This is a genomic window from Collinsella intestinalis DSM 13280, from assembly GCF_000156175.1.
GTDB lineage: Bacteria > Actinomycetota > Coriobacteriia > Coriobacteriales > Coriobacteriaceae > Collinsella > Collinsella intestinalis.
The window spans coordinates 1,086,009-1,112,065 of record NZ_GG692710.1; the positions used below are offsets into that span (position 1 = coordinate 1,086,009).

At 60.9% G+C, this 26,057-nt stretch carries 24 protein-coding genes and 2 tRNA genes; 6 read left to right on the forward strand and 20 right to left on the reverse strand.

All coding sequences use genetic code 11. From position 1 onward, the window contains the following. Positions 1-10: 10 nt before the first annotated feature. The 9 genes from COLINT_RS04995 to COLINT_RS05035 all read right to left on the reverse strand — a co-directional run bounded on the left by COLINT_RS04995 (position 11) and on the right by COLINT_RS05035 (position 10,615). The gene (locus tag COLINT_RS04995; RefSeq protein ID WP_006723318.1) at positions 11-466 is read right to left on the reverse strand and encodes a metallophosphoesterase; all 456 of its coding nucleotides are present in this window, start codon (positions 464-466) and stop codon (positions 11-13) included. Continuing rightward, complete coding sequence (locus tag COLINT_RS05000; RefSeq protein ID WP_006723319.1) at positions 466-1,194, reverse strand: LytR/AlgR family response regulator transcription factor; 729 nt, start codon at positions 1,192-1,194, stop codon at positions 466-468. The genes COLINT_RS04995 and COLINT_RS05000 overlap by 1 nt, the downstream gene beginning before the upstream one ends. Positions 1,195-1,266: 72 nt before the next feature. Beyond that, positions 1,267-2,646: a histidine kinase gene (locus COLINT_RS05005; protein ID WP_006723320.1), complete on the reverse strand. Its 1,380-nt coding sequence runs from the start codon at positions 2,644-2,646 to the stop codon at positions 1,267-1,269. Then, complete coding sequence (locus COLINT_RS05010) at positions 2,646-3,830, reverse strand: glycosyltransferase (RefSeq protein ID WP_006723321.1); 1,185 nt, start codon at positions 3,828-3,830, stop codon at positions 2,646-2,648. Before COLINT_RS05010 ends, COLINT_RS05005 begins: the two co-directional genes overlap by 1 nt. Positions 3,831-3,920: 90 nt before the next feature. Beyond that, positions 3,921-4,526: a QueT transporter family protein gene (locus tag COLINT_RS05015; RefSeq protein WP_039910616.1), complete on the reverse strand. Its 606-nt coding sequence runs from the start codon at positions 4,524-4,526 to the stop codon at positions 3,921-3,923. Positions 4,527-4,671: 145 nt separating this feature from the next. Further along, positions 4,672-5,934, reverse strand: coding sequence for an MFS transporter (locus COLINT_RS05020; protein WP_006723323.1), 1,263 nt, complete (start codon positions 5,932-5,934; stop codon positions 4,672-4,674). Between the two features lie 172 nt (positions 5,935-6,106). Continuing rightward, positions 6,107-7,999, reverse strand: coding sequence for an ABC transporter ATP-binding protein (locus COLINT_RS05025; protein ID WP_006723324.1), 1,893 nt, complete (start codon positions 7,997-7,999; stop codon positions 6,107-6,109). Continuing rightward, positions 7,992-9,761 carry an ABC transporter ATP-binding protein gene (locus COLINT_RS05030; protein ID WP_039910373.1) on the reverse strand — a complete coding sequence of 590 codons (1,770 nt, stop codon included), beginning with the start codon at positions 9,759-9,761 and terminating at the stop codon, positions 7,992-7,994. Before COLINT_RS05030 ends, COLINT_RS05025 begins: the two co-directional genes overlap by 8 nt. Before the next feature lie 767 nt (positions 9,762-10,528). After that, positions 10,529-10,615 (reverse strand) — tRNA-Leu (locus COLINT_RS05035). 208 nt (positions 10,616-10,823) lie between these two features. Here COLINT_RS05035 and COLINT_RS05040 point away from each other — a divergent pair. Beyond that, positions 10,824-10,908, forward strand: a tRNA-Leu gene (locus COLINT_RS05040). 38 nt (positions 10,909-10,946) lie between these two features. Here COLINT_RS05040 and COLINT_RS05045 read toward each other — a convergent pair. The 3 genes from COLINT_RS05045 to COLINT_RS08160 all read right to left on the reverse strand — a co-directional run bounded on the left by COLINT_RS05045 (position 10,947) and on the right by COLINT_RS08160 (position 13,671). After that, entirely contained in the window at positions 10,947-11,924 is a 978-nt protein-coding gene (locus COLINT_RS05045) for a Ppx/GppA phosphatase family protein (protein ID WP_006723328.1), read from the reverse strand. After that, positions 11,921-12,856: an FtsB family cell division protein gene (locus COLINT_RS05050; RefSeq protein ID WP_233418344.1), complete on the reverse strand. Its 936-nt coding sequence runs from the start codon at positions 12,854-12,856 to the stop codon at positions 11,921-11,923. Before COLINT_RS05050 ends, COLINT_RS05045 begins: the two co-directional genes overlap by 4 nt. Positions 12,857-13,104: 248 nt before the next feature. Continuing rightward, entirely contained in the window at positions 13,105-13,671 is a 567-nt protein-coding gene (locus COLINT_RS08160) for a TetR/AcrR family transcriptional regulator (RefSeq protein ID WP_006723330.1), read from the reverse strand. 226 nt (positions 13,672-13,897) lie between these two features. On the opposite strand from COLINT_RS08160, the gene COLINT_RS05060 reads away from it, so the two are divergent. Further along, positions 13,898-14,389: an HsmA family protein gene (locus COLINT_RS05060; RefSeq protein ID WP_006723332.1), complete on the forward strand. Its 492-nt coding sequence runs from the start codon at positions 13,898-13,900 to the stop codon at positions 14,387-14,389. A 51-nt stretch (positions 14,390-14,440) separates the two neighbouring features. Next, positions 14,441-14,875 (forward strand): hypothetical protein, encoded by a 435-nt coding sequence (locus tag COLINT_RS05065; RefSeq protein WP_006723333.1) that lies wholly within the window; start codon positions 14,441-14,443, stop codon positions 14,873-14,875. Here the strand turns inward: COLINT_RS05065 and mazG are convergent. From mazG to COLINT_RS05090, 5 genes are all read right to left on the reverse strand, one after another. After that, positions 14,862-15,728 (reverse strand): nucleoside triphosphate pyrophosphohydrolase, encoded by an 867-nt coding sequence (gene mazG / locus COLINT_RS05070; protein WP_006723334.1) that lies wholly within the window; start codon positions 15,726-15,728, stop codon positions 14,862-14,864. The two genes, COLINT_RS05065 and mazG, sit on opposite strands and share 14 nt — an antisense overlap. Positions 15,729-15,782: 54 nt before the next feature. Beyond that, on the reverse strand, positions 15,783-16,346 hold the full coding sequence (gene yfcE / locus COLINT_RS05075) for a phosphodiesterase (RefSeq protein WP_006723335.1): 564 nt from the start codon (positions 16,344-16,346) through the stop codon (positions 15,783-15,785). Positions 16,347-16,445: 99 nt separating this feature from the next. Next, a complete protein-coding gene (gene larC, locus COLINT_RS05080) occupies positions 16,446-17,987 on the reverse strand; it encodes a nickel pincer cofactor biosynthesis protein LarC (protein ID WP_006723336.1) in 1,542 nt (513 codons plus the stop codon). Between the two features lie 5 nt (positions 17,988-17,992). Further along, entirely contained in the window at positions 17,993-18,757 is a 765-nt protein-coding gene (larB, locus tag COLINT_RS05085; RefSeq protein WP_039910375.1) for a nickel pincer cofactor biosynthesis protein LarB, read from the reverse strand. Positions 18,758-18,928: 171 nt separating this feature from the next. Next, on the reverse strand, positions 18,929-19,288 hold the full coding sequence (locus COLINT_RS05090; protein ID WP_006723338.1) for an arsenate reductase family protein: 360 nt from the start codon (positions 19,286-19,288) through the stop codon (positions 18,929-18,931). A gap of 66 nt (positions 19,289-19,354) precedes the next feature. Here COLINT_RS05090 and COLINT_RS05095 point away from each other — a divergent pair, with 66 nt between their 5' ends. Together COLINT_RS05095 and COLINT_RS05100 are read left to right on the forward strand one after the other, a co-directional pair. Beyond that, complete coding sequence (locus tag COLINT_RS05095) at positions 19,355-19,915, forward strand: Gx transporter family protein (protein ID WP_084743337.1); 561 nt, start codon at positions 19,355-19,357, stop codon at positions 19,913-19,915. Continuing rightward, positions 19,908-20,960: an FAD:protein FMN transferase gene (locus COLINT_RS05100; protein WP_006723340.1), complete on the forward strand. Its 1,053-nt coding sequence runs from the start codon at positions 19,908-19,910 to the stop codon at positions 20,958-20,960. Before COLINT_RS05095 ends, COLINT_RS05100 begins: the two co-directional genes overlap by 8 nt. Here COLINT_RS05100 and murB read toward each other — a convergent pair. After that, complete coding sequence (gene murB / locus COLINT_RS05105) at positions 20,957-21,907, reverse strand: UDP-N-acetylmuramate dehydrogenase (protein WP_006723341.1); 951 nt, start codon at positions 21,905-21,907, stop codon at positions 20,957-20,959. The genes COLINT_RS05100 and murB overlap by 4 nt on opposite strands. Before the next feature lie 223 nt (positions 21,908-22,130). On the opposite strand from murB, the gene COLINT_RS05110 reads away from it, so the two are divergent. Further along, positions 22,131-23,753 carry an ATP-binding cassette domain-containing protein gene (locus COLINT_RS05110; protein ID WP_211203990.1) on the forward strand — a complete coding sequence of 541 codons (1,623 nt, stop codon included), beginning with the start codon at positions 22,131-22,133 and terminating at the stop codon, positions 23,751-23,753. 437 nt (positions 23,754-24,190) lie between these two features. Here COLINT_RS05110 and COLINT_RS08510 read toward each other — a convergent pair whose 3' ends face one another. After that, positions 24,191-24,394, reverse strand: a complete 204-nt coding sequence (locus COLINT_RS08510; RefSeq protein ID WP_006723344.1) for a hypothetical protein — start codon at positions 24,392-24,394, stop codon at positions 24,191-24,193. A gap of 167 nt (positions 24,395-24,561) precedes the next feature. Beyond that, positions 24,562-25,887 (reverse strand): radical SAM/SPASM domain-containing protein, encoded by a 1,326-nt coding sequence (locus COLINT_RS05115; protein ID WP_006723345.1) that lies wholly within the window; start codon positions 25,885-25,887, stop codon positions 24,562-24,564. Positions 25,888-26,057 lie beyond the last annotated feature (170 nt).

The following is a 26,057-nucleotide window of genomic DNA, read 5'->3' on the forward strand; positions in this document are numbered from 1 at the left end:
CAGCCCCTCCCTATAAATCGATGATCTCGACCGAGAGAACTCGGCCCGCCTCCGCCATCAAACGCGCGATGGTGGGCCCGCGCATGCCGCGCGGCAATGAAGCCGATCCCGGATTGATCACCAAGCACCCATCAAGACGCTCGATCATGGCGCGGTGCGTGTGACCGCACACGGCCACGTCGACGTCACCCAAAGGCAGCCGCTCGCGGAAGTGCGATACCGCGAAACGCAGGCCCTCGTACGTGAACTCGTTCAAACGAACGACCTCGGGGCCGTACGCGTAAAAGCCATCATTGTTGCCGAGCACGCCGCGAATGGCAGGCACGCTCACCTCAAGCTCGGCCCAATTGGACTCCGATGTGATATCCCCTGCATGGATCAACAGATCGCACCCGTCAATCTCACGCTTGAGCTCCGGTGCGAGATAGCCGTGCGTATCCGAGACGATGTCGATGCGGCGCGCCATTACAGATTCAACGCCTTCTTGAGCGGAACCACACGGCGACGGCTCACGGGGATACGCTCATCTACGCCGCTCACGCCGAGCTGGATGGCGCCGGAAGGCACGGTCTCGACATCTTCGACGTTGACAAGGTTCACGATATATCGGCGATGCACGCGGAAGAAGCCGAACTCGCCCAGCTTGGACTCGAACTGCGCGAGCGAGGTGGTGGACAGATAGCGATCGTCCTCCGTGAAGATGCAGGAGTAATCGTCCTTGGCCATGATGAAGCGGATCTGATCGACCGGGATGAGAACCTTGCGACCGCCCTTTTCCACCGGGATACGCTCGATGTTGGTTGGCTTGGCCACAGGCTCGACCGGCACCGGCTTGGCGCGAGCGATGACCTTCTCGATCGCGCGGTCCAAACGGGCCTCCTCGACCGGCTTCATGAGATAGTCGACCGCATCCACGTCGAACGCCTCGACCGCATGGTCGCTGTAGGCGGTCACGAATACAATCGCAGGCGGATTCTTGAGCTTATAGAGGGCCTCGGCAAGCTGCAGACCCGACGCTCCGGGCATCGAGATATCCAGGAACACGACGTCGACCCTCGTCCCCATGAGCATCTCGATGGCGGAGCGGACGCTCGACGCCTCGGTGATGGAGCCGATCTTGCCCGTCTGCTCCAAGAGGAAACGCAGCTCAGAGCGCGCAGGGGCCTCGTCATCGACGATCATCGCACGTAGCATATAAATCGATTACCTTTCATTCCTACAAATGGGACCCGGCACAGGCGCCGTCCGTACGGTCTCGTACCCATTCTACCCCTCGTCGTACATACTACCCTCAAGATCGAGATGCAGGCGAACGGCGGTTCCATGTCCGGGCTCGGACTCGACGCTCGTGCGCGACTTGGGCCCGTAGAAGCGCTTGATGCGCTCAGATATGTTGTGCATGGCAACGCCCGCGCCACCGCCCTGGGGTGCATTAGGGTCGGGAGGTGTCACCGATTGGTCGAACAGGCGCATGGCGGTCTGCTCGTCCATGCCCACGCCGTCGTCGGCGACCTCGATGGACACCGCGCGATTCCCCGCCATGGCAACGGTGATGGAGATGCCGAGCGGCCCCTCGTCGGGCATGGCATGGCGCACGGCGTTCTCCACCAGCGGCTGGATGACGAACGCGGGAATCTGCATGTCCTCCGCGTCCTCGTCCACATTGGTGGTCACGACGATACGGTCCTCACCAAAGCGAGCCTTCTCGAACTTCAGGTAGCGCAACGTCTGGGCGATCTCTCGCTTGACGGGAATGAGCTGGCCGGAGTTCTCGAGCGTGGCGCGGTAGAACTGGGAGAACTCGCGCAGGAGCTCGCGAGCCCGCAGGGGCTCGGTACGGGTGAGCGCCGCGATGGTGTTCAGCGTGTTGAACAGGAAATGCGGGTTGATCTGGGCTTGCAGCGCGCGGATCTCGGCGCGGGCGGTGAGCTCGGACTGGCGCTCGAGCTCGTGCACCGTGAGCTGGGTGGAGAGCAGCTCGGCAAAACCCGATGCCAATGCATACTGGGTGCGGTTGACATGGCGCGGGGAGCGGAAATAGAACTTAAGCGTTCCCACCGCCTGCCCGCGCACCATGAGCGGCGCGATGATGCCCGCCGGAATGTGGCGGCGGCGTCCCCGCTCGCCGCGCACGTCCATCACGTTGGTGAAGGACTGGGCGATGCCGTGATCGATGACATAGCGCGTGGCGGGGGTGTGAATGGACGATCCCGCCGGAAAATCCTCAGAGAGCTCGCCCACGCAAGCGAGGACGACCTCGCGGTCGGTGACGGCGATGGTCATCGCACGGGTATGCGGCAGCAGGCGGCGGCAGATCTGCTCGGCGCTCTCGGGCGTGAGGCCACAGGTGATGTCCTCGAGCATCTCGGACGCGACGGCGAGCGTCTGCTCGGTGTACTGGGAGCGCAACGTGTCAGGCGTGAGGAACGCATAGATGAACGCGAGGACCAAGATCACGAGCAGCGTGAGCGCCGCGAGGGTCGTGATCGATTCGACGCCCGTGAGGATGGCGTGGCCGAACAGGCAGACCAACGCGAAAATCGCCATCGCGCTCAACAGGCGTATGGCGGGAAGCGCATCGACAGGGGCCAGGCCGCGCGCATCGGCGGCGATTCGGGCGCTCGCCCGCATATCTTGCTTGTTCATTAACGCTCCAACAGGGCACGCAGCCCCTCGTCGCCCGCGAGACCGGCCACGATACTCGGCCAGAAGCTCACAAAGCGCAGATAATCATCTTGATGCTCGCGCGCATGCTCGCGCGCCTCGTCTATCCCATGGCGATAGACGCGCCAATATCCACGATGCTCGCGGGTGAACAGGGCGCGGACCAGCGCGGTCTTGCGCACGCGGTCGTCCAGCCCATCCGAGATCCACGGGCCCGGATAAGGCATGAGCGAGGCGGCCGTGACCGATGTGATGTCGGGTCGGCGCGCGGCGCTGGCGAGCTTGGCGCGCTCGTAGTACCAGCGGTACACGTTTTGCATGAAACGCGGCGCGTACTCGGCCTGGTGGGGCGGCAGATGCTTGACCACCCAGGCGTTGTCGAACCACACGTCCATACCGGCGAGGCGCATGTTGAACAGGAAGTCCAGGTCCTCACCGCGAGTGATGAACGGATCGAAGGACACGCGGCGAAACGCCCGCGCGTGCACGGCAAAGCAACCGCCGCACACGTAATTCGAACGCGAGATGCGCGTGCCCGAAAGAGCACGCTCCATCCAACGGTTGAACTCGATGCGCTTGGTCCACCAGCGATTGGTGAGACCGTTCTTCTTCGTGGTGTCGGCCAGGGGCGAGCCAGCCTCGTTGTAAAAGTAGCCGCTCTTGGCGAGGATGGGCAGGCGCTGGCGCGTCTCATGCCCCAGGCCGTACAGGGCCTTCTCCAAGAAATCGGGGGCGAGCACCACTTCGTCGTCGTCCAAGAACACCACGGCGTCATGGCCGAGAATAGCGGCGCAGACCAAGCCCATGTTGCGAATGGCGCCGTAGCCGCGCAGGGACACGCCCTCGCCACGCACCTTGGGCGCGATCGCGGCGACACGGTCCATGATGACCGAGGCCTCGCGGTTGGTGACGAGCGTCACCTCGAGCGAGGGATGGTCCTCGATGATTCCATGGACGCGCTCGGCGATGCGCTCCGTGAGCTGCTGGGGGCAGACGAGCAGCACGATGATGCGGCCGATGTTCCTGACCTGCTCGAGGGAGGCCAGGCAGCGATCGAGCTCGGGGCGCGCGGAGCCCACCTCGGAAGCGTGATCATACGCCCCCGGCGATTCGAGATCGGCGGAATCGCCCGCCCAATAGCTCGGTATCACGATGGTTGGATTCATGCGCCCTCCCCTCGGCTAACATCTCGAGCGGAAGCGCCTGTAATCGCGCGCCGATTCACGGCGCGCGGTGCGAGCGAACTCCCGCAGCTATTACCTGTTTGTACCCGTTTGCGCGAGTTCACGCTTGATGAGCGGCGTTTTTGCCAGCGAACGGGCAAGCGGATACCCCAACAGATACATGATAACCGCTTCACCCAGCCCCGTGGTCACCAACCCGAAGAGATACATAAGCGGATAGGTACCATCTAGCGAGATGGACGTGAAGGGAATGGTGTAAAAGCCGATCCCCTGCAGCAACAGAGGAAGATACGCCGGAACGATGAGGGCGTTGGCCAGCACCGGGCCCATGAGCGCGATCGCCGGACGACGGCGCAGCTTCCAGGTGATGGACGCGCCAACGAATGTGGCGAGGGAGCCGAACGCCACGTCGAGCATGCCGAGCATGCCCGTACCGGACAGGGCGATGTTGGCGATATTGGCGATGGCGCAGCCCAGGGTAAGCCCCGGAACGGCCGCAGGCGTGAACAGGGCCAAGACGCACAGGGCTTCGCTCACGCGGAACTGGATGGGGCCCCAGGCGAGACTGCCCAAAAACATCACTGTGACAAGCGTGGCGGCGGCGTACACGGCCGCGATCATGCCCACGCGCGCGATGTAATGCGTGTCACGCGAGCGCACGGGGGCCTCACCCGTCATGACGGAAGGGGTGTTCTTGCTGTTCTGTTCCATGTTCTTCATCACCTTCAAAGAATCGGAGGGCTTTGCTGTTGCTCGCAAAGCCCTCCGCAAAGGTGACCGATGTCATCCCCCGCACCGGACGGCGCGGGGCACAGGCAAGCGCTTAGACGCGCGCCTCCTGCATGCGGGAGAGCTTTACTAGCATGACCAAACCCACTACCAGCAAGATCCCGATGGAAAGCACTCCTAAAGAAGGATCATGCGTGAGCGAGGTCACGACAGATACTAGCAGAGTACCCATGACAGATGCGTAACGTCCGAAAATATCAAAGAAGCCGTAATACTCGTTGGAGCGCTCTTTGGGGATGAGACGACCGAAGTAGCTGCGAGAAAGCGCCTGGACGCCACCCTGGAACATGCCCACCAGGACGGCCAAGATCCAAAACTCCGCAGCGGACTTGAGGAAGAAGGCGGCAAACAGCACGATGCCCACATAGGCCGCCACCGCGACGATGATCATGCGCAAGGTGCCCACGCGGCCGGCGAGCTTTCCGTAGATGATCGCCGAGGGGAAGGCCACGAACTGCGTGACGAGAAGCGCCAGTACGAGCTGGGTGGAGTCGATGCCAAGGGCGGCTCCGTAGCTGGTAGCCATGGAGATGACCGTGTGGACGCCGTCGATGTAGAAGAAGAACGCGACCATGAAGACGAGCAACACGCGGTCGTGCATGATGCTGCGCATGGTGTCGGCCAGGCCCTTGAACGTGTTCTTGATGTTGTGGACCACGCCGCTCACGCTCTCGTCGCGCTCCTTGCCAAAGCGCTGCTGATACGTGCGCAGCAGCGGAACGGTGAAGGCGAGCCACCACAAGGCGGTGATGATGAAGCAGATGCGCGTGCAGGTGAGGGTGTCCAGGCCGAGCATACCCGGGCCGGCGAAGATCAGGGCGATGCATGCCATGAACGGTATGGTAGAGCCAACGTAGCCCCAGGCAAAACCGGAGCTCGACACCGCGTCCATGCGTTCATCGGTGGTGACGTCGGTGAGCATGGCGTCGTAGAACGTCATCGACGAGTTGAGGCCGATGGTGCACAGCACATACACTACCAAGAACGGCAGCGCCCCCATGGGGATTGCCTCGACCATGCACAAGATGACACCGGTGAAGAAAAAGCCCGTGAAGAACTTGATCTTATTGCCCGCATAATCGGCCAGCGAACCCAGGATGGGCATGAGCAGGGCCACCACAAGAGAGGCGACCGTCTGGGCATTGGCCCAGGCGGTCACCAGCTCCGCCGGGTGCGCGCCGGTGTTGATGGCGTTGAAGTAGATGGGCACGACAGCGGTGTTCAGCAGGACGAGGGCGGAATTGCCCACGTCGTACATGACCCAGTTGCGCTCCATCTTGGTGTATTTGAGTGCCATGCCAGCGGCCCTTCCCGTCGGTTCCTAACGCTGCTTTAAGCAAGTATCGTAATGATACGGCACGCCACGTTAAGGCTCGGTAAGTATTCGGCCAAACGGTCGCAAGGCAGTGCAACGGGCCTCACGTGGGGGCCCACTTGGTGGCCCACTTGGGGACAGGTACAGATTGCAACTATTGAGCGAATTGGCTGCTGTAAAGCGTGGCGTAGAACCCTCCCGCAGCGAGAAGCTCGTCATGCGTGCCGCTCTCGACGATGCGACCATCGCGCATGACCAAGATGCAATCGGCGTTTCGGATCGTGCTCAGGCGATGCGCGACCACAAAGCTCGTACGGCCCTTCATAAGCTCATCGAACGCGGCTTGGACCTGGAGCTCGGTCCGCGTATCGATGGAGCTCGTAGCCTCATCGAGCAGCAGAATCGTCGGATCGGCAAGCATGACGCGAGCGATGCACAGCAGCTGGCGCTGACCTTGCGACAGGGAGCCGCCATCCTCGGGAAGCACCGTGTCGTAGCCATGGGGCAGAGCGCGCACGAACGCGTCGGCATGAGCACGACAGGCGGCCCGCTCAACTTCTTCGCGCGTGGCGCTCGGACGGCCGTAGGCTATGTTGTCGTGCACGGTGCCCTCGAACAGCCAGCTGTCCTGCAGCACCATGCCGAACGACCGACGCAGACTCTCGCGGGTGCACGACTCGATGGGCACCCCATCGATGCGAATCTCGCCCGCGCCCACGTCGTAAAAGCGCAGGAGCAAATTGATGAGAGTCGTCTTGCCGCACCCAGTGGGGCCCACAAGCGCCATACGCATGCCAGGGCGCGCGTGCAGGCAGATGTCTCGCAGCACGGGACGCTCTTCGACGTAAGAAAAATCAACATGGTCAAACACGACATCGCCCGCCGCAACAGCCGGGCCTGCCGCATGCACGTCCAACTCGACCGCATCTTCCGCATCCGGCACGTCCTCAACGGCATCGAGGAGCGTGAAAACGCGGTGCGCCGAGGCATATGCGCCCTGAATCTGCGTCACCACCGCCGAGATCTCGTTGAACGGCTTGGTGTACTGGTTCGCATAAGACAGGAAGATTTGGACCTCGCCCACAGTAAGCGGGGCGGGGAACCCGGTAATCACGCCGACGAATCCCGCCACGGCCACTGCGGCGTAGATGATGTTGTTTACAAAGCGGGTTCCCGGATTGGAGAGCGAGCTTAAAAACTGCGCGCGCTCGCCCGCCGCATAGAGCTCGCCATTGATTGCCGAGAACCCCTCACATGCCCGGTCACCGTACGCAAACGCGCTCACCAGCCGCTGCGCTCCGACATACTCCTCGATATACGCCGAAAGCCCGCCCTGGATGCGCATCTGCGCAGTGAAGCTCTTGCCCGACAAGCGCGCCATGGCACTGGCCGCGAGCATGGAAAACGGAGTTGCGAGCACCACCACGAGCGCCATGGGCAGCGAAGTCACGACCATGAAGACAAGGGTCGTAAGCACGGTCACCACGCCGCTGAAGAGCTGGTTCAACCCCTGGAGCAGACCGTCACCCACCTGGTCGACATCATTGACCACGCGTGAAATGAGGTCGCCATGGGCATGCAAATCCACGAGCGACAACGGAACTCGCGTGAGCTTGTCGTTAGCCTCGACGCGCAGGTCGCGCACGGTGACATAAGACACGCGATTCACGCACACGCCCTGCAACCACTGCAGCAAGGCGCCCGCAACAACCACCGTCGCGAGCTCGATCAACAGCGGGGCGAGCGCGACAAAATCAACCCGGCCCGTACCCAGAATCATGTCGATGCCGCGGCCGATGAGAATCGGCGTGTAGAGTTGCAGCACCACGCTCGCCGCCGAGCTTGCAAACGCGGCGACCAGCGTCATTCGGTGCGGACGAACATAGGTCAGCAAGCGGCGCGTGACCTGAGCCGCCGACATCCTTGTGCCCGAGACCGGGTCGCGATCGGGGCCGGACGGTCCCTTTAGCTCATTCAGGCTCTCGTTGCCGGCAACTGCGGCGGTGATGGTAGCCGCGCCGGCCGTGGATGCGTACGGATTAGGCATGAGACGTCGCCCCCTCCCCTGCCCCAAGTTGGGATGCGCAGATTTCGCGGTAGATATCGCAGCTGCTCAGCAGCTCTTCATGCGTGCCCACGCCCACGGCCGAGCCATGCCGCATCACGCAGATGAGGTCGGCGTCGCGCACCGAGGACACGCGCTGACTCACGATCACCGTGGTCGGGTCCCCACCCTGCGCGCCCTTCGCGCACGTGAGCCCCCTAATCGCCGTACGTAGGGAGGCATCGGTCTTGAAGTCGAGCGCCGAAGCCGAATCATCCATGACGATGATCCGAGGGCTGCCCACTAGCGCGCGGGCGATGGTCAGACGCTGCCGCTGCCCGCCTGAGAAATTCTTGCCGCCCGCCTCAACCGGTGCGTCGAGCCCCAAGGGAAGCGCGGCCACAAACTCGCGTGCCTGCGCCGTCTCAAGTGCGGACCACAGGTCGGCGGCCGTGGCGGAAAGATCGCGCCACGTCAGATTCGAGCGTATCGTCCCGCTCACCAACTCGGCTTTCTGCGGCACAAAACCCACCTGACGACGAAGCGCATCAAGGTCCCAGGCCCGTACATCACGTCCGAGCACCTCGACAGAGCCACCCGTCACTTCGTGAAGACGCGGAACGAGACTCACGAGTGTTGATTTGCCCGAGCCGGTGCCCCCAATGATCCCAAGCGTCCCGCCCCGAGGCAATTCGAGTGTCACATGGTCGACGGCGTTCACCGTGCTCCCGGGATACGCAAAGCAGGCATCGCGCAAGGCGATGGCGAATTCCGCATGCTCATCCGGCTCGGTCGCCGCATCGGCCCCCGAACGAATTCCCGGCTCGCAATCGAGCACCTCCAGGATGCGCCCGGCGCTCGCGCCCGCCTTGGTGAATACCACTACCAAGTTGGCAACATAGACGATCGACAGCAAAGTCTGCGTCATGTAGTTGACGAACGCCATCACCTCGCCCTGCGTGAGAGCGCCGACATTCACCTGCAGACCTCCCACCCACAGAATCGCGCAGACGGCGAGATTCATCACGAGAAACGTCGCGGGGTTGAGCACGCAGGAGAGCTTTCCAACGGCGATGGCAATATCTGCCTGATCATCCGCCGCATGACGGAAGCGCTCACGCTCGTGGTCCTCCCGTACAAATGCGCGCACCACGCGAGCGCCCGACAGACCCTCGCGCGTAAGCAAGCCGATGCGATCGAGCTTTTGCTGCATGCGCTTGAAATACGGGACGCAGCGGGCCATCACGAACCAGAAAATACCGCCGATGAGTGGCATTGAGATAAAGAAGATGATGCTCAGCTTCGCATCGATGGCCATCGCGGCGATCATCGAGCCCACCGAAAGCAGCGGCCAGCGCGTGAGCTGACGCACGCCCAAAGCGATGGCAAGCTGAACCTGATTGACATCGTTGGTGATACGGGTGATGAGCGATGGCGTACCGAAACGGTCGATCTCGGCATAGGACAGGGCATTAACGCGCTCGAACAAGGCGTTTCGCATGTCGGTTCCCATGCCCTGCGAAGCACGAGACGCCATTTTTTGGCAGACAAGCGTAAAAACAAAACCCGCGCACGCCATGAGCACAAGCAAACCACCGTATGCAAGCACGATTTCCACGCTGCGGCCGCCCACCCCACGGTCGATTATCCGCATCACCACGAGAGGGGTGGTCAGGTCGAACACGACCTCGATCAGTTTGCTGAGGGGCCCGAGGATGCACTCGAGGCGAAAGGGCCTATAGAATCGCTTAAGAAGCTCGATCATGCAGGACATTCCCAAATCGAAGGCGCTTACATCCAAGGAGGCCCGGCCAAACGCCAACACGGGCCAACGTCCCGTATTCTACTCTGCCGATTACCAGCTCCCGATTAATTGCCCGTGAAAATACGTCGCACCCAACAATGCGTACACGGCAGACGCAAGGGCGCACATGGCAGACACCAAGGCGTACATGGCAGGTGCGCGGGCCCTCGAGCAGCAAATGCCGTCCAATAGGGGGTTTGTTTTTATTCGTTTTCCCGGAAGTGGTCAAAATACCCTAATAGTGCGCCGAAAAGAGGGGCATCGAAGCCGTGCATAAAAATGGATTCGTCCGAATCCTGGCATTTTGCCCAATTGTCACGCAAGCGTTCGGCAATATGGCCCCCTCGGCAGACCATTGCCCTCCCTTTCCGGCTTCCGACCAACTCTGGAAGCGAAATTCAGCGCACAATCAGGGTATTTTGACCATAACGCCGAAAACGCACGAAGCGATTTCCGTCATTCGCAAAAACTTATTCATTGTGCGTGGCGAAACTTTGATTTTTATTCATTTGCGGAAAAACGAGGACCGCAGGGCAACAGTGACGCCCAAATCGGACACACACTCGGACACGCACGGGATGGGACGCAATGCCCTCCAGCGCCCCCCAACAGCTAACATCGCTGAATGGGCGTGCGCATCGAGCGCTGCGTGCGTACCGAGCACCGCGCGCATCGAGCATCGAATCAGGGCATGAAAAAAGCCCCATTGCTGGGGCTCTCTCAATCAGTGGTGCGGGCGAAAGGACTTGAACCTTCACGGGGTTGCCCCCATATGGACCTGAACCATACGCGTCTGCCAATTCCGCCACGCCCGCGTGACTTCCAATAATAGTGAAAGACACGGGGACGGGCAAGAACTTTTTTCATTTTTTCTCACCAGGCGCTTCGATACGACCCCAACCGCACCGGCGGGCCACGCGAGCGCATCGATTGCCAGGAATGCCTCCATGAACGTGGCCACATTCTGAGCGAGTGCGAACAGGGCAGCAGGCGGCACCCGCGCATGGTACACTTCTCCCCTATGGAGGCGTGGCGGAATTGGCATACGCAGGAGACTTAAAATCTTCGGCCTTCGGGATTGTGGGTTCGAGTCCCACCGCCTCTACCAGGATGAAAAAGCCCTCCGGCTACGGAGGGCTTACTTGTTTACCAACTGGATAGCTCGGGGATCCAACCGATGACGGTGCGACCGCTCATGGCCGCCTCGTAAATCGTTGCCGCCGCACCTGCAAGCAGGCTGTTCTCACTCACCGTCAGGCGGCCGTACCCGCCGGCGCGCATGAGCTCGCGCACTACGATCGCACCCGCCAAGATCACCGGCGCGCGCTTGGCCTGGATGCCCGGAAGCTGCGCAATTTGCTCAACGGTGAGGCTTCTCATCCGGTCGATACCGTCCTCGACCTGCTCGATCGTCAAATCTCGCAGATGCACGAAATGCGAGTCGTACACCGCGAGCTCGTGGACCATCGCAACAAGCGTGGTCACGGTGCCGCCCACGGCGACAAGCCGCTCCGGGCGGTTGGCAAGTCCCGCCCAATAGGGCTCGAACTGCGCGCGCGCCCATGCCGCGGCCTTATCCACCTCGTCGGCACTCGGCGGAACACTTGAGAAGAAGCGCTCCGTCACACGACGGCATCCGATGTTGAGCGACTCGGTGCAATCGAGCTCCAGGCCCCCATCGCATGCGCGCCCAACCACCAGCTCCGTCGACCCGCCGCCGGAATCGGCTACGGCAATGCGCTCGTTTGCAAAGTCGTGCGCGACGCCGTAAAACGTCAAGCGAGCCTCAACCTCGCCAGGAATGACCTGCGGAACAAGCCCGAGATCTCGCAAGCGATCCAGCAGATCATTGCCATTGGACACATCGCGGGCAGCACTCGTCAGCGTGCAGCACACGTGTTGAGCACCGAATTCTCGCGCCTTGCGGACGAATTCGGCGCAGGCCTGCGTAACGCGGTCGATCGCGGCGGGGGCAAAGACGCCGGTAGCGTCCACCCGCTCGCCCAGGTCGGTAATGACGGTGCGCTTGATCGATGCCGTGATTTGACCGTTGCTCATCTCGGCGCACAGCAAACGAGAGGACACCGTTCCCAAGTCGATAGCGGCGATCTTCACCGTGCTCACTCCTTCTCCCCCGTCGAGACCACGGCCATGCCTTTCGCGCCGTCAAACCCGAAAAGCACGTCGAGCACCTTCCAATACCAAGGGGAGTTCTCCAACACGGCACGCTCGGCGGCCTCGACTTCCGCAGAGGTCATCGGCTTTTTCGAAGGGTCGGCCGCGGCGGCGCTCGACCCGGTCTTGTCCTTGTTCGCGGCGTCGGCACCCTTCAGCGGCTGGGAATCCTTATCGGAGTCGACTTTGGCGGGGTCCTCGGCAGATGCCTCGTCCGAAGCGCCCTCGCCCTCCTCGGCGGGCTTGCTCGGATCGACCACAACCGGATTGCCCTCGCTGTCCAAACCCTCGACGGTGATGATCTGCTCGCCGGGCATCACCATGCCCAAGTCTTTGCGCGCCGTGTCCTCGATACCCTCCTGGGACATGAGGCTGCCCACCTCGTCACCGAGAGTCTCGTTGTACTCCTTGCGAATCGCGGTTTGCTCCTCGAGGATCATCACCGTGCGGCGCGCGATGTAGAAATCCTTCACCGGGCCGTAAATCCCCACCAACACCAGCGCGACCACAGCGCCATAAAAGAGATAGCGGCGCGGACCGGTGGTCAGGGCGTAGAACCACCGCACCACCGCGTTATCCGAAGCGTAGCGCATGAGATCCTGTTGGGCCGGGCGCGGTGCCTTGCCGCCTTTCGCGCGCGGGGAGCCACTCGCAACCGGAGCGCCGGCAACCGACTTACGCGTGGAGTGCGAAGCGGTCGCGGCCTGTTTGCGAGCGGCGCGGCGCTCCTGCTTCTCGCGCTTGACCACATCGCTACCGCGGGCTGAACGCTTATGCGGTTTGGACGGGGCCGCTGCCGCAGCAGCGGCGGACAGATCCCCGGTCTTATCGGGATCGCCCATGCGGGCGGAAGATGTTTTGTTCGAAGAAGAAATAGCCATGGGCGCCTTGTGTGATTGAAGGTGTATGTGCGCTTATGCGCTGTCCATTATCGCACGGCGGGCTCTGGCGGGGATGCAGGCTTTGTGGTTGCTGCGACGGGACGCGCTCGACGGCGCGCGCCCCGTCGAAGTTGCCGCGCCGGCGGGGCGGCGGGAGAACGCCTGCGGGTGCAATCGTGCAGAGTCCACCCGCCGCCCGAATCAAGCGGTCCCGCCCCCAACCAAGAACCGGGCCAATAGAACAAAACCTAATAGAGGGCCAGCTCGACCAGCGCAAAAAGCGTTTCGCACGAGAAGTCGTCGCGCTTGATGCCCATGAGCATCGCCGTCCACACGAATTCGGCCACCTTGCCCATGTCGAGCTCGGCGCGAGCGCGCTCCGAAATCGCCGCATCGCGCTCAAACGCATGGCGCACGGTGAGCTGGATGTCCTGCAGGCAGGCACGCTCGGCCTCGGCGGCGCGCTGACGCGTGCGACCATCGGCCGCACCCGCGTCCCGCAGCCATGTGCTTCGAAAACCACGCAGTGATTCCGCGAGCGTCTCCGTGAGCTTGCGGCAATAATCCAGCGCCGAACCCGCCTCGCGGGCGCACTGGTTCAGGTCCGCCCCGCTCAGCGCCTCTCGCCAAAAACGCCTCAGCACCTCGGTGCGCAATTCGGCGATGTCGGGGATGTGGTTGTACATGGTTCCGGTTGCCACACCACACGCTTCGGCGACCGCGCGGACGCTCAAGGAGGAAAGGCCCTCCCGTTGGGCTTTCTCGTACGCGACGTCGATGATCTGCTCTTTGGTGATGGCTTTCCTACTCCCCACGGCGGGTTCCTTTCCTCACGTTTTCCAGGCATCGCCCGACCGCACCCCTTATGGCAGGCAATTCCGCCAGCTGAACAAGCTCGTGAAACGTTCAGGGTGAATCCGGAAATCGACCGTTGTTTCTTGCCCGGCCCGTCCTCGAACCCTAACATGAACATTGTTCAGATGAACGTTGTTCATATTATATGCGAACAACGCACGTTTTACTCGTGGAAAGGAAAGACGTATGTCCCCCATGCTCATATTCGCCAGCCTCGCCATCACAAGCGCACTCGTCCTCTACACCATCGGCGTCTTCAAAGAACGGGCCGACGGAAGCCTGCGCGGGTCGCACGTCGTCTTGTTCTGGATCGGCCTGGCCTGTGACACCACCGGCACCACCCTGATGTCCATCATGGCCCGCACCAGCGCCGAAGCCGCCCCCGCGATCCACGGCATCACCGGGCTCGCCGCGATCCTGCTAATGCTCTTCCATGCCGGCTGGGCGACGCTCGTCTACTTCCAGGGTAAGCGCGGTGGCGCGGCCGCCCTCAAGCGCGAGCGCACCTTCCATCGCCTGAGCGCCGCCGTGTGGGTCGCCTGGCTCGTCCCCTATGTCATTGGCATGCTCGTCGGCATCCCCATGATCAAGCTCGGCACGGTCCCCGCCGTGATCGCGAGCCTCGTGGTCGCGGCCATCGCCGCCGTGCTCGTGTTCCGTCCGGCCAAACGTTCCTAAGGCGCACGCGTTCCGGACACCCCGTCCCATCCATTCGTCAGGAGGCGCATCATGAAATTCCTGAGCGTTCACAAGAACACGCTGCTGCTCATCGCTAGCATCGTCTGGCTCGCGGCCGGCGTGAACATCGCCCGCATCGGCCTGGAGGCCTACGCCGCCGGACACCTCACCTTGCTCAACATCGTGCTGAGCGCGGTTGTGGGCATCGTGTTCTGGACCTTCATTTTCGGCAAGCTCGTGGTGAAGCACACCGCACGCATCACCGGCTATGAGGAGGAGCGTCATTTCTTCCTCAAGTTCTTCGATGTACCGGCCTTTGTCATCATGGCGGTCATGATGACGGGCGGCATTTCGATCCGCGCGTTCGGCCTCGCCCCCGAGGGGTTCATCGCGGTGTTCTACACCGGCCTCGGGTGCGCTCTGGCGCTCGCCGGCCTGCGCTTCGCCTGCATGTGGCAACGCGAGGTCCGCGTTACCCGCGCTTGACCTTGTCCCACAGCGAATCGAGCTGCTCGGTCATAAGAGACTCCAGGGAAACCCCACCCTCATAGGCGACGTTTTCCATCGCGGCCCAACGCTCGCGGAACTTCGCCGTGCTCGCACGCAGCGCGCTCTCGGCGTCGATGCCCTCCTTGCGGGCCACGTTCACCAGTGCGAAGAGCAGGTCGCCAAACTCGAGCTCGCGCTCGGCGGTGCCGGGTGCCTCCGCCTCAAACTCCGCACGCTCCTCGGCCACCTTGTCCCATACGTCTGCGACGGTCTCCCATTCAAAGCCCGCAGAAGCCGCCTTGCGCGAGACCTTCTGAGCCTCCATGAGCGCCGGCAACGACCGCGGAACGCCCTCGAGCAGGCCCTCTGGACGCTCGCCGGCCTCCGCCGCATCGGCGTCCTTGGCGCCCTTCTCGGCAAGCTTGACGCTGTCCCAAATGGCGAGCACCTCGTCGGCGGAATCGGCGCTGCGCCCTCCAAACACATGCGGGTGGCGACGGATGAGCTTGTCGTTGATGTCGCGCGCGACGTCGGCCATTGTGAAGGCACCGGCGTCCGCCGCGATCTGGGCATGCAACACCACCTGCATGAGCACATCTCCGAGCTCCTCGCGCAAGTGCGCCTCATCGCCGGCTTCGATGCAGTCCAGGGCCTCGTAGGCCTCCTCGATCATGTTCTTGCCGATACTCTCGTGGGTCTGTTTGCGATCCCAAGGGCAACCATCGGGCTGGCGCAGGCGCCAGATCGTCTCAACGAGGGATTGCATCTCCTCGCGCGCGTCGGAAAGCGTCGAGGTGTCGCGTGTGATGCTCGCCAGACTCGACGACCCGGTCTCGGTCCATGAACCCATGTCTCGTGCTCCTTTTGCTCTGACGTCTCGATTGGGGACAGGTACAAATTGCGATTAGTCCAGGGTGATGTGGCGGAAGGCCTCACAGAGGGGCAGCCCGCTCTCGTAGATGCCGCAACTGTTCGACCCGTCCTTGGGAATCGATACACTGCCGGGGTTGAACAGCCACAGGCCGGGATGGCCCGCGCTCTCCTCGTTCACCTTGATATGCGTGTGACCGAACAGCAGCGCCGAACCCTCCGGGAGCTGCGGCACGCGATCCGTGCTGCTGTGCTTGCCCGCGCCAAAGACATGCCCATGGGTGCAGAACAGCTCGCGGCCGTCGTCGTCCAAAACCACGGCGCTGTCGGACATGCAAGGGAAGGCGAGCACCATCTGATCGACCTCGGCCTCACAATTGCCGCGCACGGCGATGAGGCGCCCAGTCGCTGCCAGACCGTTCAGCAGCTCGATCACGCGCTTGGGAGCGTAATCGCGCGGGAGGTCGTTACGCGGGCCGTGATAGAGCAGGTCGCCCAAGAGCAGCACGCGGTCGGGCCGCTCGCGATCGACGACCTCCATCAGGCGCTCGGCCCAGTATGCCGACCCGTGGATGTCGGAGGCGATGACGAATTTCATGGTGAATCCTCTCCGCGCGGACGTGCGCCGCGCTGCATCGAGGTGTGTCGGGAGAACCCGGCCGATCAAGGGGACGCACGCACTGCATCCCCCGTCAGGTCAAAGGGACGCGCGCACCGCATTCATCACGGCGGTCAAAGGCATGCCGGCCGCCCGAGCCGCCGCGGCACAATCCTCGTACTCGAGAGTCGCACGCTCGGCCCCATCGGGCAGCACGGCGATCTTTACGGAGATAGGGCCGAACGCGGTGTCGCGCACCTCGAGGCGACGCGGCAGCACCGTGCGGTCCATAATGCAACGGCGGATGCCAAGCGTGCTCGTCTCGCGAAACACCACGGCCTCGATGGCCGCAGCCTCCTGCGCCTCACACAGAACTTGCAGCTCGTAGGCGGGGCGGCCCTTCTTGGCAACGATCGGCACCCAATGGACCTCGCGCGCACCGGCCTCGGACAGTCGCTCGGCGGCGTAAGCCATCTGCTCGGGCGTCATGTCATCCAGGTCGCACTCGAGCTTGCATACCGTGGTCGGAGGCTGCGTCTCGCTCGAGAGGGGCGCGGGCCGAGACGAGGGCAGGGGATCGGCAAGGATATCTTCGCCCGCGGCACCGCGGCGCCCGCGATGGAAAGTGGGCGTCGGCCCACTCAGCGGCTCGATCAGCATCGCCCGAAGGATGGACGGCCGCTCGTAGGCACGCTTGCCGGCACCGAGGCCCACGCTCGCCACGACGTAACGCTCCGGAAGCACGAACTCGGGGTTGAGCGCCGCCACCAGGGCGGCGCCTGTGGGCGTTACCAACTCACCCTCGACCTCGCAGGGCGCCAGCGGCAGACCGTGTGCACGGCACACGCCCACCGTCGCCGGAACCGGCACGGGCATGACGCCGTGCTGGCAGCGCACGGTTCCGCGCCCCTCGACGAGCACGGGCACGATCGCGCGCTCGATGCCAATCAGATCGACGAGGACCGCCGCCGCCACGATATCCGCGATCGAATCGACCGCCCCCACCTCGTGGAAGTGCACCTGCTCGACCGGCAAGCCGTGGGCCTCGGCCTCGGCCTCGGCGAGGATGCCAAAGGCGCGGCGGGCGAATGCGGCGGCCCCAGGAGTGAGCGGGGCGGCCTCGATGATGGCGAGGATGTCGGCGAGGTTGCGATGGGCATGGTCGTGGGCGCCGCCTCCCGCATGATCATGATGGTGGGCATGGTCGTGGGTGTGGCCGGCATGGTGGTAATGGCCCTCATGGTGATGATCGTCGCAATGGTCGTGGCCACACCCGCTCTCCCGGCCGTGGATGTGACCGTGATCACCCTCGCACGCATGCTCGTGCCCATGCAGGTACGCCATGTCGTGGTCGTGGTTCTCATGCGCCTCGTCCAGCACCACATTGAAGTCCAGGCACGAAATGCCCGCCTTGGACACGCGGCCCACCTCGAGGGAGAATCCCTCGACCGGCAGAGCCGCCAGCGTAGCGCGCACGGCTCGCTCGGCCGCCTCCGAATCCTCGGCCGCATCGATCAAGGCGGCCACGAGCATATCGCCCGCGACACCGGCCTGGCAGTCGAGCCACAACGTGCGGCCGCGGCCAGCGTCGTTGCCAGCGGTGCCATCCGCCAATGAGGGCATCCCCTTCTCGTTCACCATGTAGTCTATGCCTCCCTACCAGGCAGATGATTGATGAGCGAAGCTTGGAACCCAGCTCCAAACCCGTTGTCGATGTTCACGACGGATACGCCGCTCGCGCAGCTGTTCAACATGGCGAGCAGCGCGGTCACACCCTCGAAGTTCGCACCGTAGCCCACACTCGTGGGCACCGCGATCACCGGGCACCGCGCCAGACCGCCAACCACGCTCGGCAGCGCCCCCTCCATGCCAGCGACAGCGATGATCACCTGCGCGCGGGAGATCTCCTCGGCATGGGACAACAGCCGATGGATGCCCGCGACGCCGACATCGTGAACCACATTCACGCGATTGCCCAGGAAACGCGCGGTGAACGCAGCCTCCTCGGCGACGGGCAGGTCGCTCGTGCCGGCGGTGAGCACCAAGACCTCGCCATTTCCATCCGGCTCGGGCAGTCCGCCCACCACGCCACAGCGGGCGGCCTCAACATACTCGAACGGGCAACCCAGGTCGGCGAGGTCCCGAGCCTTCGCCTCGTCGAGCCGCGTGATGAGGACGCGCTCCTGGCCGCCCTCACGCATGGCACCGACGATGCCCGCGATTTGACCGGCAGTCTTACCCGCACCGTAGATGACCTCGGACACGCCCGTGCGAAGGCCGCGCTGCATGTCTACGCACGCGTAGCCGAGATCGGTCGTCGCACCGGCTTGGACGCGCCTCACCAATTCGTCAGGAGCCACACGTCCGCCCGCGACGTCGCGGGCGAGAGCTTCTAGTTCATGAACCTCCATCGGCCTCTCTTTCGATTCCCCGGATGGCACTTCCATCCACGTGATCGGCCGCAGCGCGGTGCCGCGGCCGGACTCAAAGGTATCCGGGCGAGATGCCCGACGTGAAACATATGTCAACCGCCGCAGAAGCCACACGCGCGCCGCACCGGGACATGCTCGCGCGGTGTACGGCTACAGGAGTGCCTCCGCCCAGGCGTCCTCCTTGAACCCCGTCAAAACAGCGTTGTCCGCAACGATCAGGGGGCGCTTGACCAGCATACCGTCGGTGGCGAGCAGCTCATAGGCCTCCTCGTCCGTCATGCCGACGTCGAGCTTGGCCTTGATGCCGAGCTCGCGGTACTTCATACCGCTCGTGTTAAAGAAGCGGCGCAGCGGAAGACCGGAGCGCTCGTGCCACTCCGCCAGCTCCGCTGCCGTGGGATTATCCTCGACGATATGGCGATCGACGTACTCGACGCCATGCTCATCCAGCCATTTCTTGGCCTTTTTGCAGGTAGTGCACTTGGGATATTCGATAAACAGGACGGCCATGAGGGCTCTCCTCTCGTGTTGGATGCCAAACTCCTAACAGCGTACCCAACCCGTATAATGACAAGCATGAGAAACTCAGCTGACACATCCGATAACGGGCGACGCACGGCGCCCGCAGCACCGGCCTCGCCCGGACGTCGCGCCGCGCTCTACGGCGTGCTCACCGCCGCCGCGCTCGTATGCGGCTACCTCGAACTGCTCATCCCCCTGCCCGTCACCGTACCCGGCGTTAAGCTGGGCCTGGGCAACATCGTGATCCTCATGGCGCTCAAGCGCCTGGGCGCGAAGGCAGGCCTCTTCCTCATGTTCATCAAGGTCATCGCCTCGACGCTGCTGTTCGCCAACCTGCAGATGCTCGTCTTTTCCCTGGCGGGCGGGCTGCTGTCGTGGGCCGTCATGGCACTCGCCGTGCGCAGCGGGGCCTTTTCCACCGTCGCCACATCGGTACTCGGCGGACTCGCCCATAACGCGGGGCAGCTCGCCGCCGTCGCCGCACTGCTCTCCGGCCGCGTCGCACTCGTGAACATGCCCGTGCTCGCCGTGTCCGGCGTCCTGTGCGGGGCCGCCGTGGGCGTTGCCGCCCGGCTCGTCCTGCGCGCACTGCCCCAGGAGGCATTCCATGGATAGGGCAAAGGGCACGCCGATCTCCCGGCGCGATCTCATGTGCGGCGGCACCTGCTCGGTCCTCACACTGATGCTCTCCGGATGCACACAGCTCAGAACCGACGCCTCCGCTGCAAAGCCGGTCACCGGATCGACCTTCGCCTTCGACACCTACTGCACGTTCGGCGTCTACGGCGACGACACCGCGCCGGCACGTCTGGCCGACGCATGCGCCCACTTCGATGCGCTGTTCGACCTCTACGACGAGAAGTCCGATATCGCCCGCATCAACGCGGCGGCAGGCGAGCCCGTTCGCGTGCACGCCGACACCATCGACCTCCTGCTCGCCGCCAAAACGTATTGCGAGCAGGCGGACGGCCTGTTCGACGTCACGATCGGCGCAGTTTCCACGCTCTGGGATTTCACTGAAGGCGTGCGCCCGGCACCCGAGGCGATCGCCGGCGCCCTGCCCCACGTGGATTGGCGCTGCATCGAGATAGACGAGGAGGCGCTCACCGTGCGCCTCGCCGACCCGCAGGCCAAGCTCGACTTGGGCGGCATCGCCAAGGGGTATGTGGCCGACCGCCTCTGCGATCTGCTACGCGACGAGACGAGCGCCACCGGCGCCGCGCTCTCGCTCGGCGGCAATATCGCGCTGTTTGGGGAGAAGCCGAACGGCGAACCCTGGGAAACCGGCGTCCGCGACCCCAACGAACCGGGCGGCGACACCGTGGTGGGCACCGCACGCGTCCAGGGAGGATCGCTGGTGACGAGCGGCCTGTACGAGCGCGTGTTCGAACAAGACGGCGTCACGTACTGGCACATCCTCGACCCGCGCACCGGCGAGCCCGTCCAGACCGACGTGGCGAGCGTCACCGTGCTCAGCCCGTCCTCAACCGCCGCCGACGCGCTCTCGACCACGCTGTTCGTGGCCGGTAGCCGCCGCGGCGCCGAGATCGCCGACGCGCTCGAGGACACGGCGGCGTACTTCATCCTGCAAGACGGCCGGACCGTCGAGTCCACCCGCTGGCAAGAACTCACCGACTTCTCGTCTCAAATGGGACGCTAGAACTCGCCGATCATACGGACCTCGGGCTCGAGGTCGACGCCGAACTGGGACTTCACCTCACCCTGCACATGCTCGATGAGACCGAGTACGTCCTTCGCGCTCGCGCGGCCCGTGTTGACCACGAACCCGCAATGTTTCTCGCTCACCTGCGCATCGCCCACACACGCGCCGCGCAGGCCCGCGTCCATGATGAGCTTGCCGGCGAAATACCCCTCGGGGCGCTTGAACGTGGAGCCCGCGCTCGCCATCTCGAGCGGCTGCTTTTCCTCGCGACGGCGCTGGTAGTCGTCCATGGCGGCGCGGATCATGCCCTCGGATGCGGGCGAGAGCTTGAACGTGGCGGAGATTACGATGAGACCGTCGTCGTGCACGCGGCTCTTGCGATAGCCGAGGTTGAGGTCGCGCGCCTCGAGCGTGACCACGGATCCGCGGTTGCCGTGCTTGCTCGGCACGTACACGCGCACGAACTCGAGCACCTCGCCCGTCGTGCCATCGTAGGCGCCGGCGTTCATGAAGCAGGCGCCGCCCACGGTGGCGGGGATGCCCCACAGCGGCTCCATGCCGGAGAGGCCCTGGTCGGCGGCGGCAAGAGCGACATCGCGCAGCAACGCGCCCGCCTCGGCCGTCACGCGCCAATGCGGTGCGTCCACTTCGATGCCCGCAAAGTTGTCACGCAGCAGTACGACGACGCCGCGGATGCCGCGGTCGCCCACCAGCAGATCGGAGCCGTTACCCACAATCGTCACGGGCACGCCGCCCGCGTAGCAAGTGTCCAGCACGCGCACGAGGGCATCCGCCGTGCGCGGCGTGACCAGCACGTCGGCCGGTCCGCCGATCTTGAACGTGGTGTGCTCGCGCATGGGCTCGGTCATAAGGACGTTGTCCTCGCCCGCAACCTGTGCCAGGACGCACAACATCTCTTCACTCACATACTCATGCTCGTGCATCGGGATACCTCCCCCGTGTAGAAAACAAGTCCAGTGTATCAAGCTATACAAATACCAAATCTGGCCACAAAAGCCATGTCAGTAATTCAATTTATCGCAATGTCCAATCGACGCTTTTATACTACTATTTTCACAGTTATATTAACCTTCTCGCAGTAGCGCGCCTTCGCCCAATCGTTCCCGAAGATTGGATAATCGTGTGATTCGATACGTCATTGCCAAGTTGTTCAAATCCAACGAAGCCGTCGCTTTTATCGTTGCCTCAGCAGCAGGATTTCTTCTCTCTTACCTTTCCCCATACGCAAACGGTAAGTTTCTCGATTTTTTGCTAGCCAATAATGACATCAACAATACTGTCGCTTTCGCCCTTTTGACAGCATCCATTGGAATCTTCTCGTCCCTTTTTTTGTATTATTCAGGCACGTTATCTGTGAGGGTTATGTCACAAGTCTCTTATTCAATTCTAAGAGATGTCATCCTTGGCTACGAAAGAACCGCCCTTCCCCAGTTAAATCAGAATGACCCCGCATACACGACACAGCACACGATCTCCGACTCAAACGCAATCGCGAGCTTCCTGCTATCAAACATTGTCAACATCCCCCTCTCACTCATTGCCGCACCATTAATCGTCTTCATCATGTGGTCAATCAACCCTATTTTTTCCGTCCTTTCTGTTGCTCTGCTTATTCTTTACTGCATAACAGCCGCCCTACTGCGAGATCTCCTATACAAGGTTTCCCTTGAAAGAAAGAAAGCGGACAGCACATTCTACTCCGCCATCTCTTCACAGCTTAATCAGGTGCTCGAGACAAAACTTGCTTCAGGCTACACGAGAAGCGAGCGAGGCCTTGACGCCGAATACGCCCTATATCTTCCAAAGATCCTTCGCGCAGGAAAAATATCCTACTCCCTAGCGTCGATTGATGGTATTTTTTCTGCGTTGTTTCAATCTGTAATATTGATTATATCTGGCATACAAATAATCAATGGAAACATGAGCATTGGCGAATATACAATAGCCAGCGCCTATTTTTCCACAATGCTAAAAACCGCAAAAAATCTAATGACTCTCTTTCACTCCTATCAAGGAGCCAGGGGATCATGGGACAGGGTTCGCCAGCCTTTACAGACCAATGAGCTATTCTCCTCAAAAGAAACCCGGGGGGCAACGCTCGACGCAATCGACTCCATCGATATATGCAACTTATCCATAACGCCTCTCGACATAGGCGATAGGCAGGGTGACGGGCGCCCTTGTCCCAAGCTGTCATTCTCAAGGCCAGGCACATATTGCATTACCGGGAAAAACGGGTCTGGTAAAACTACCCTTTTATTGTATTTGCTAGGTCTCTATGAATCCAGTCATAAAGTCAAGTATAACGGACGCTATATCGAGGAATATGATCTCGACTCCATCTTAGGGAAACTCGTATCAACCTGTCCGCAAAATCTATATGCACCAGATTGCTCCGTTGATAGTTTGCTGAGTACGCTTGGGACCCCGTTCCGTGAGCTATGCAACAGCACATCAATAATGCCCTTGCTTACAGCTCGAACAGAGGGCCTTTTACATAAAGCATGTAATGCCTTATCAGGCGGTGAACTCAGAAGCATATACATCTGGTCGACAATCGCTCGGCAGACGCCAGTTCTCGTACTAGATGAACCAACTGTCGGTCTTGACGCTCCCGCTTGCGACGAATTGATTTCTCTTATCAAGCATAACTCGGAACAACGAATGATAATTGTCGTTTCGCATGATGATGCCGTCATCAAGGCCTCTAAAACAGTCATCGACTTCGCAGACTTCACCAACGCAAAGACGCCTTCGACCACCAGCTAGGGAATCCGGCTATATGGAACAATGACTCTACTTCCGTCCTTTATGCTTCCATATAGCCTTTACCAACAATACAAACAATACGATTGGCACAGCGCAGACAATAAAGACGAACAACAGACCCAGAACGCATTGAGCAAGGACAAGCATCTTTCACTCTCCCCGAAAAAGGGCAGTGCAGAGCACTGCCCAAAATCTCACCCCGCCGCTTCATCAGCAGCACGGGCGATCAATCCTCATCGGTCGGATCGCACCAATCCATTGGCAGGACACAACCTGACACCTTGTCTACGTAACACCAGTCGACCGCTGGGCACTCAGCCAAATCTCGAAGAGTGCAAATATCAACCCCGAAACAATACGGCCCAGCCTCTTCAGATTCTTTTCCATTCAGATTCAGAGGTAACATGTGCTTCATGGCAACTCCTTACAGCTAATACCTATGTTTGATCAATGCCGCAATGATCAATAACACAAATGCTCCCATGATCCTTATCGTAATCGCAGTAGTCAGTTAGCGCGCATCCATCTGCATGATCTTGGAATTTGCAAAAATCGGTTACTCCCAGCGCACAGTCAAAACTCAGCGGCTGAACAACGGAACCGCCTCCAAGCTCCTGACTAATTAATCGCATGTGCTTCATGGCAAACCTCCTTATGCCCTAAAGATGAACCATAGACTTATTATGCCGGGCTAAAGCACATGTCTGGGTAACAGTTTCGCCAAATGCTGCATTTTCTAGGATAAACGGAGCCAATATAATCCCCATCCCTTGCCAATTTCGCGGGGCATTAAAACACGGTGCTAAGTCTATCCAAAATCCTCCGAACGCGAGATTAAATCAAGCGCGATTTCTAGGCACATTCTTTTATACTCGCAGGACGTCGGATGCCGACTTTCATCCAGATATCCAGTTTCATCCGCCGCCTCCCAACTACAACCGCCACCGCAGAAAGACCTTGCCCAACAACTCGAACAATCCGTTCTCTTGTCAACGGTCTGCGCCCAATTTACGGAATAAGATTGTTCATCAACACCATCGAGGATGTTGCCCATCTTGAACCAATCCATCCCAACAAATCTATGACATGGATATACATCTCCTTCAGGCGTAATAGATATAAAACGCCGACCAGCTCCACACCCAACGACCGAAAGTCGTCTCTCAAAAATTAAATCGACCACTTTTTTAAGAGTGCCAAAAAGTGGTTTATCGCCTTGCTTGATCTGTTCAAGATAATCATTAGATAGCTCAATCAGGTCATGCCTGATTTTCTCTAACGCATTTTCATCGAGCATGATGCGCTCGTCGAATGTGCTAACCGGGGAGAAATAAATCTTTTTGAAACCCATATCCTTAAAACTGGCGTAGTCATCTAGAAGGCTACAGTTATTTTTTGTCAAGGTCGCACGGGCGCCGAGTGAAGCTCTTTTCGAATAGAGCCTCACATTCCTTTCTATATCTGCAAACGAGCCCCTTCCGTTCTTATATGGCCGCGATTCATCATGTTTACATCCGACTCCATCAAGACTCACCAATATAGAAAAGCCATGCTCCTTAAAGGCCTCAATTGCTCGATCGTTAAGCAGGGTCCCATTTGTGGTGATGGAGTATGTGAACCTCCGTTTTGGGTGAGCGCTTTCTGCATAGTCAACCGTCTTCCATATCAAGGGCTCATTTAGCATTGGCTCTCCGCCGAAGAACACTATCGTAAGAACATCATTTTTAGATGAATTATGCACGAGATAGTCAACCGCCGCATAAGCGACTTTCTCCTTCATAAGCAGCGATTGCGTGCCATAATTACCTTTTCCGGCAAAACAGTAATCACATCCCAAATTACAGACATGGGCCACGTGCAGTTCAATCGACCTCAGTGTCCTGGGAACGTCATCAGTTATATAGATCCTCTTCTCCAACTGCCGGAATTCATCGACATCATCTAATGCCTCTTCAATCGTTCTCGCATCATAGCCGGCCAGCTCAAGCTCTCGAGACAAAGCGTCCGAATTGTACTCTCTTCCCTCGGACTCAAAAACGCACAGGGCTTTTTCAGCAACTTCGTCAACGAGAAAGCAGTTTCCTGTTGCTTCGTCAAAACAATATCGCCGATCTTCCACAGAAAAGAAATGCATACTCTCTCCAATCTTGTAACCCGCATGTACGCAAGATAAGTATCGTTTCACATAACCAAACTGCCATCTCGCTTTCGACACTCGGTCCATTTTATTTCGCGGATGGCGCCCGGGCGATGGCCTCAACGAATACCGGTGATTGGCCGTAGACGCCCCCGATGAAAGCGCAC

Excerpts from the sequence above, each read along its gene's own strand:
- COLINT_RS05020 (WP_006723323.1), bottom strand. The coding sequence starts at position 5,934 with ATGGCACTCAAATACACCAAGATGGAGCGCAACTGGGTCATGTACGAC.
- mazG (WP_006723334.1), bottom strand. The coding sequence starts at position 15,728 with ATGGGTTCATGGACCGAGACCGGGTCGTCGAGTCTGGCGAGCATCACA.
- COLINT_RS05090 (WP_006723338.1), bottom strand. The coding sequence starts at position 19,288 with ATGGCCGTCCTGTTTATCGAATATCCCAAGTGCACTACCTGCAAAAAG.
- COLINT_RS05115 (WP_006723345.1), bottom strand. The coding sequence starts at position 25,887 with ATGCATTTCTTTTCTGTGGAAGATCGGCGATATTGTTTTGACGAAGCA.
- COLINT_RS04995 (WP_006723318.1), bottom strand. The coding sequence starts at position 466 with ATGGCGCGCCGCATCGACATCGTCTCGGATACGCACGGCTATCTCGCA.
- COLINT_RS05065 (WP_006723333.1), top strand. The coding sequence starts at position 14,441 with ATGAAATTCCTGAGCGTTCACAAGAACACGCTGCTGCTCATCGCTAGC.
- COLINT_RS05100 (WP_006723340.1), top strand. The coding sequence starts at position 19,908 with ATGGATAGGGCAAAGGGCACGCCGATCTCCCGGCGCGATCTCATGTGC.
- COLINT_RS05010 (WP_006723321.1), bottom strand. The coding sequence starts at position 3,830 with ATGAATCCAACCATCGTGATACCGAGCTATTGGGCGGGCGATTCCGCC.
- COLINT_RS05025 (WP_006723324.1), bottom strand. The coding sequence starts at position 7,999 with ATGCCTAATCCGTACGCATCCACGGCCGGCGCGGCTACCATCACCGCC.
- COLINT_RS05095 (WP_084743337.1), top strand. The coding sequence starts at position 19,355 with ATGAGAAACTCAGCTGACACATCCGATAACGGGCGACGCACGGCGCCC.
- larC (WP_006723336.1), bottom strand. The coding sequence starts at position 17,987 with ATGGTGAACGAGAAGGGGATGCCCTCATTGGCGGATGGCACCGCTGGC.
- COLINT_RS08510 (WP_006723344.1), bottom strand. The coding sequence starts at position 24,394 with ATGAAGCACATGCGATTAATTAGTCAGGAGCTTGGAGGCGGTTCCGTT.
- COLINT_RS05005 (WP_006723320.1), bottom strand. The coding sequence starts at position 2,646 with ATGAACAAGCAAGATATGCGGGCGAGCGCCCGAATCGCCGCCGATGCG.
- COLINT_RS05050 (WP_233418344.1), bottom strand. The coding sequence starts at position 12,856 with ATGGCTATTTCTTCTTCGAACAAAACATCTTCCGCCCGCATGGGCGAT.
- COLINT_RS05060 (WP_006723332.1), top strand. The coding sequence starts at position 13,898 with ATGTCCCCCATGCTCATATTCGCCAGCCTCGCCATCACAAGCGCACTC.
- COLINT_RS05030 (WP_039910373.1), bottom strand. The coding sequence starts at position 9,761 with ATGATCGAGCTTCTTAAGCGATTCTATAGGCCCTTTCGCCTCGAGTGC.
- COLINT_RS05000 (WP_006723319.1), bottom strand. The coding sequence starts at position 1,194 with ATGCTACGTGCGATGATCGTCGATGACGAGGCCCCTGCGCGCTCTGAG.
- yfcE (WP_006723335.1), bottom strand. The coding sequence starts at position 16,346 with ATGAAATTCGTCATCGCCTCCGACATCCACGGGTCGGCATACTGGGCC.
- larB (WP_039910375.1), bottom strand. The coding sequence starts at position 18,757 with ATGGAGGTTCATGAACTAGAAGCTCTCGCCCGCGACGTCGCGGGCGGA.
- COLINT_RS05015 (WP_039910616.1), bottom strand. The coding sequence starts at position 4,526 with ATGACGGGTGAGGCCCCCGTGCGCTCGCGTGACACGCATTACATCGCG.
- murB (WP_006723341.1), bottom strand. The coding sequence starts at position 21,907 with ATGCACGAGCATGAGTATGTGAGTGAAGAGATGTTGTGCGTCCTGGCA.